This window comes from Kitasatospora sp. NPDC057223 (assembly GCF_042669755.1).
In the GTDB taxonomy this organism is placed as follows: domain Bacteria; phylum Actinomycetota; class Actinomycetes; order Streptomycetales; family Streptomycetaceae; genus Kitasatospora.
Genome location: NZ_JBHUWW010000251.1, coordinates 1 through 4,659, shown reverse-complemented (window position 1 = coordinate 4,659; position 4,659 = coordinate 1). Strand labels below are relative to the sequence as shown.

The 4,659-nt window shown below is 75.4% G+C and carries 4 protein-coding genes and 1 tRNA gene; 1 reads left to right on the top strand and 4 read right to left on the bottom strand.

All coding sequences use genetic code 11. The annotated features are described in order from the left end of the window. Positions 1–271: 271 nt before the first annotated feature. The 3 genes from ACFUK0_RS39455 to ACFUK0_RS39445 all read right to left on the bottom strand — a co-directional run bounded on the left by ACFUK0_RS39455 (position 272) and on the right by ACFUK0_RS39445 (position 1,775). Complete coding sequence (locus tag ACFUK0_RS39455) at positions 272–940, bottom strand: DNA-binding response regulator (RefSeq protein ID WP_380258789.1); 669 nt, start codon at positions 938–940, stop codon at positions 272–274. A 214-nt stretch (positions 941–1,154) separates the two neighbouring features. Next, a tRNA-Thr gene (locus ACFUK0_RS39450) sits at positions 1,155–1,230 on the bottom strand. Positions 1,231–1,298: 68 nt separating this feature from the next. Next, positions 1,299–1,775 (bottom strand): winged helix-turn-helix transcriptional regulator, encoded by a 477-nt coding sequence (locus ACFUK0_RS39445; RefSeq protein ID WP_380258787.1) that lies wholly within the window; start codon positions 1,773–1,775, stop codon positions 1,299–1,301. 141 nt (positions 1,776–1,916) lie between these two features. Between ACFUK0_RS39445 and ACFUK0_RS39440 the strand changes: the two genes are divergently transcribed. Then, positions 1,917–2,516, top strand: a complete 600-nt coding sequence (locus tag ACFUK0_RS39440) for a flavodoxin family protein (protein WP_380258785.1) — start codon at positions 1,917–1,919, stop codon at positions 2,514–2,516. A gap of 38 nt (positions 2,517–2,554) precedes the next feature. Here the strand turns inward: ACFUK0_RS39440 and ACFUK0_RS39435 are convergent, their stop codons facing one another. Continuing rightward, positions 2,555–4,408 carry an ATP-binding protein gene (locus ACFUK0_RS39435; RefSeq protein WP_380258783.1) on the bottom strand — a complete coding sequence of 618 codons (1,854 nt, stop codon included), beginning with the start codon at positions 4,406–4,408 and terminating at the stop codon, positions 2,555–2,557. Positions 4,409–4,659: the final 251 nt, after the last annotated feature.

Sequence of the window (4,659 nt, the reverse complement as noted above, 5' to 3'; positions counted from 1 at the left end):
CGGTGACCCGCCTCCAGCAGGTGCGCGCCCACCACACTGCCGACGTAACCGGCACCACCGGTGACCAGGTACTTGCTCATGCTGCAACCTCCCACAGGCGACCTGCCGCCGCCTCGGACGGCACATCGTTGATGAAACTTCGTCGCTGAACACTTCGTTGCCGAACACTGCCGGACGGATCCCTCCCGGACCGATCCCTCCCGGCACCCGGCCATTGTCCCCCGGCCGGGCGGCTGCCCCGCCCGCCCCCGGCCCCGGCCCCGGCCGCACGTCAGCCGCGGGTCATCCGCTCCAGCAGGCCGGTACGGGCCGCCACCGCCGCCGCCTCCAGCCTGGTGCGCGCGCCGAGCTTGGCCAGCACCCGCTGCACATGGGTGCGGGCCGTGCTGGCGGCGATCCCCATGCCGTCCGCGATGGCCTGGGTGTCCTCGCCCTCCGCGATCCGGACGAGGACCTGGATCTCACGCCGGGTCAGCAGGCGGAGCAGCATGACGGCCTCGTCGTCCGGCTCGGTGACCGGTCTGAGCAGCTGCTCGAACACGCACCTGAGCAGTTCGACGGCCACCGCGGCCTCGCCCGCGCGGACTCTCGCGACGGCCCGCTCCACCACGTCGATCCGCTCGTCGCTGCGCACGTAGCCGGCCGCACCGGCGGCGAACGCCCCTGCCACACAGTGCAGTTCACCCATCGGACCGAGCACGATCACGGCGATCTCAGGCCGCTCGCGGCGGATCCGCCGGAGCGCGTCGAAGGCCCCGGCCTCGCCCGGTGCGGCGATCCCCAGCAGGCAGACCTCGGGGCGGCGGCCGGCCACCAGGTCGAAGGCCGCGCCGGCCGGGGAGCCGACCGCGAGCACCCGGTGGCCGCGCAGTTGCAGGGCGGCGGCGAGCGCCTCGGCGAGCAACCGGTGGTCGTCGACCACCACGAGCCGAACGCCCACGGCGCCCTCCAGTCCGATCCGGCAGCCCCGTCCGGGGCGCACCCGCCGGCAGCCCGCTCCGGACGTCCGGAGCGCGGGTGACGCGGGCATGACGCGGGTGTGACGCACCATCAGAGCGCATCGGGCCCCCGTCCGCCAGGGCGCACCCGCGCGGGGGCGACCATACACCCGGTAAACGAGAAGGACCCTCGCCGATGGCGAGGGTCCTTCTTCGTGGAGCCCCCATGCGGAATCGAACCGCAGACCTTCTCCTTACCATGGAGACGCTCTACCGACTGAGCTATAGGGGCGAACCGGTCGAACAAGGAAGAGAGTACATGGTCATCGGCCGGAAAGTGAAATCAGTCGCGACGCCGGCTCAGTCGCCCCGCACACCGGCCGGCGGCCCGTCGTGCGCGAGGTCGAACTCCTCGCGCACGGCCAGCATCTGCGGGGTGTTGCGCTCCGTCCAGCGGCCCAGCGGCGACACCAGCCCGGCGAGGTCGCGGCCGAGCGGCAGCAGGTCGTAGGCCACCCGGGGCGGGGTCTGCGGGTACACGGTGCGGCGCACCAGGCCGTGCCGCTCCAGGGTGCGCAGCGACTGCGTGAGCATCTTGCGGCTGACACCGCCGACGGAGCGCTGGAGTTCGGAGAAGCGCTGTTCGCCGACCTTGGCGAGGCTCATCAGGATCAGCAGCGACCACTTGTCGGCGAGTTCGGCGAACATGCCGCGGCTGGGGCAGGCCTGGCCGAAGACGTCGAGTTCCTGCGCGGGCCCGTCGTCCGCCGGCTGCCCGGGACCGGCCTGCCCCGGGCTCGGCCGTGCGACGCCGGTGCCATGCTCCTCGATCGTCATGACTCCAGGGTAACCCGGCGGTCTCCGATTCGCCCTTGGTAACCAATAGAGACCTGGTCTATATTGGAGACCGTCGAGCGGGGCACCCGCCCGACGCCTACCCCAGCCCTGCCCTCCCCCCGACCGAGGAGTCACCGCGCCATGACCACCACCCCCCGCCCCACCGTCGCCATCGCCTACCACTCCGGCTACGGCCACACCGCCGTCCTGGCCGAGGCCGTAGCCCGGGGCGCCGCCGAGGCCGGCGCCGAGGTCCTGTCGATCGCCGTGGACACCATCACCGACGAGCAGTGGGAGCAGCTGGACGCCGCCGACGCGATCGTCTTCGGCTCCCCCACCTACATGGGCACCGCCTCCGGCGCCTTCCACGTCTTCGGCGAGGCCACCAGCAAGCGCTGGTTCACCGGCTCCTGGCAGGACAAGGTGGCCGCCGGCTTCACCAACTCGGCGTCCAAGTCGGGCGACAAGTCCAGCACGCTGGCCGGGTTCCAGACCCTCGCGGCCCAGCACGGCATGCACTGGGTGAACCTCGGCCTCAAGCCGGGCTGGAACTCCTCCACCGCCAGCGAGAACGACCTCAACCGCCTCGGCTTCTACGCCGGCGCGGCCGCGGCGACCCCTGCCGACGGCGGCGTGGACGCGGTCCACAAGTCCGACATCGCCACCGCCGAGCACCTCGGCGAGCGGGTCGCCCGGCACACCGCGATCGTCCTCGCGGGCCGGTCCGCGCTCGCCGCCTGACCGGGCGGCGCTTCCCGGGCCCGCCCGGACCCGGAGGCCTACGCCCGGCCGGGGTCCGCGCCGGCCGTCACCCGCAGCGCGCCGAGGCCGTGCGGATCGGCGAGCAGCAGGATGCCGTCCGGGGTGATGTCCGCGGCCGTCAGCGGCGACTGCGACAGGAACACCGCCACCGGCGCGTCCCCGGTGCGGCCCCAGATCCGGACCTGGCCGACCTCCGGGCCGATCACGAACCGGGCGGCGGCGCGCTGCTCCTCCCCGGGCCGGGCCAACCCCTCGGCGTCCGCGACCGGGGCGCCGGTGACGGCGTCGAACCCGAGGTACGTGTGCCCCTCCGCCGCGGGCAGCGCCACCACCACGGCGGGCGAGCCGTCCGGGCCGTACGCGGCGGTGAGGGCCGTGACCTCGGGCAGCGGATGCCACCAGAGCGTGTGCCAGGGCAGGCCCGGCCCGAAGTCCGGGACGGGCAGGCCGTCCTGGCGGCACGCGTGCTCCAGCAGTCCGGCCCGCTGGGCCGGGCCGGCCCCGCTGCGGGTGAGCAGCGGAACGAGGCGCAGCCAGGTCCTGGCCAGCGGCGGCAGGTCGGCCCCCGTCCGGTCGAGGTGCTCGGCGGCGGCCCGCAGCAACTCCTGCGGGCCATGCAGCAGGAACCCCGGATCGGCCAGCAGGCCCGGGAGCAGCCCGGCCTCCAGCGCATGGCCGGTGAGCTGCTCGTGGACGTACGGGAGGGCGCGGGCCCAGCGCTCGGGCCCTGGCCCGTCGGCGCCCTCGGTGACGGTGTCCAGCAGGCTGCGGGTGATCCGGCGGTGCGCCTCCCGGGCACTGGTGCCGAGCCGGTCCCGCAGTTCGGCGCCGACGGCCGGGTGCACCAGCCGGACGGCCCCGGCGCCCTCGACCGGCTCGACGAAGGGCCCGAGCAGGGTGTGGCCGTCGACCAGCGCCTGCGAGAGGTCACGCCCGGCCACCGCCGAGGCGAGGCGCGCCCACAACTCCTGCGGGAGGGCGGCCCCGTCCCGGGCCAGCGCGAGCGGGGTCAGCAGGCGGTGCAGCGTCAGTTCGTCCGCCCCGCTGCGCCGGGCGTGCAGGTCGAGGGCCTCGCCGACGGTGGCCGGCCACTGCGGCGGCCCGGCCCCGGGAGTGCTGCGCACCGATCCGGCCGCGAGGCGGACCACCAGCGGGTTGCCGGCCGTCCGGGCCAGCTCGCCGGCCAGCCGGTCCAGCCGGGGGCCCGGCGGGGCGAACGGGAGGCCGCCGCCCAGCGTGTGCGCGGCCTGCAGCGCCAGTCCTGGGCCGTCGGCCCAGGGCGCCTCGTCCAGGTCGACGACCCGGACCTGCTCGGGCGGCAGCTCCTCCGCCAGCCACTGCGCCTGCGCCCGGGGCAGCTCCGCCAGCAGGCGCACTCCCGGCGACTGGGCCAGCGGGCTGAGCACGGAACGCGTCGCCCGGCCGGTCTCGTCACGGGCCCGGACCATGCCCACCCGGTCGAGGTCCGTCACCACGACGGCGACGGGACTCTCCTCCTCCAGCGCGGCGAACCGCTCGTACACCTCGGCGGTGAGCCGGGCCCCGGGGGCGAGCTCGTCCGCGACCCGGGACAGCAGCTGCGCCGAGCCGACCCCTGCGGCGGCGAACACCCGCGGCCCCGGCAACCCGGCCGGCGGCACCGTCGCGGGATCGAGGGCGGACAGGTCGGCCCCGGCCCGGAAGACCGGGTCGCAGAGCATCAGGAAGCCGGACACCAGCCTCGACCGGCCACTGCCCGGATCACCGGTCACCAGGAGCACCTTGGGCGCCTGCGGCCCCCCGCCGTACCAAGCCGCCAGCTCCCGCAGGGCCGCCGCCCGACCGCCGATGTGCGGGTGCGGCCGGTAGCGGACGTTGCTCGGGCCGGTCATGCGGGGTTCTCCCTTGTCGCAGTGGCGCCGTCGCGACACAGCCTGCCGCCGCCACCGCACTCCGGCCACCGGAACGGGAACGGGAGCGGGCGGCGGGAACGGCCCCGAACCGTGCCTGACGGGCCGTGACCTGCTCTGTCCGCCGACCAGCGTAGCGCCGGCGGGAGGGCGCCGCCGCCGGCACACACCCGTCCGCCACGAAGGGACGGGGCCCGCTGACGTGAGAGGGCCGGCGACGCGCAGTGCGCGTC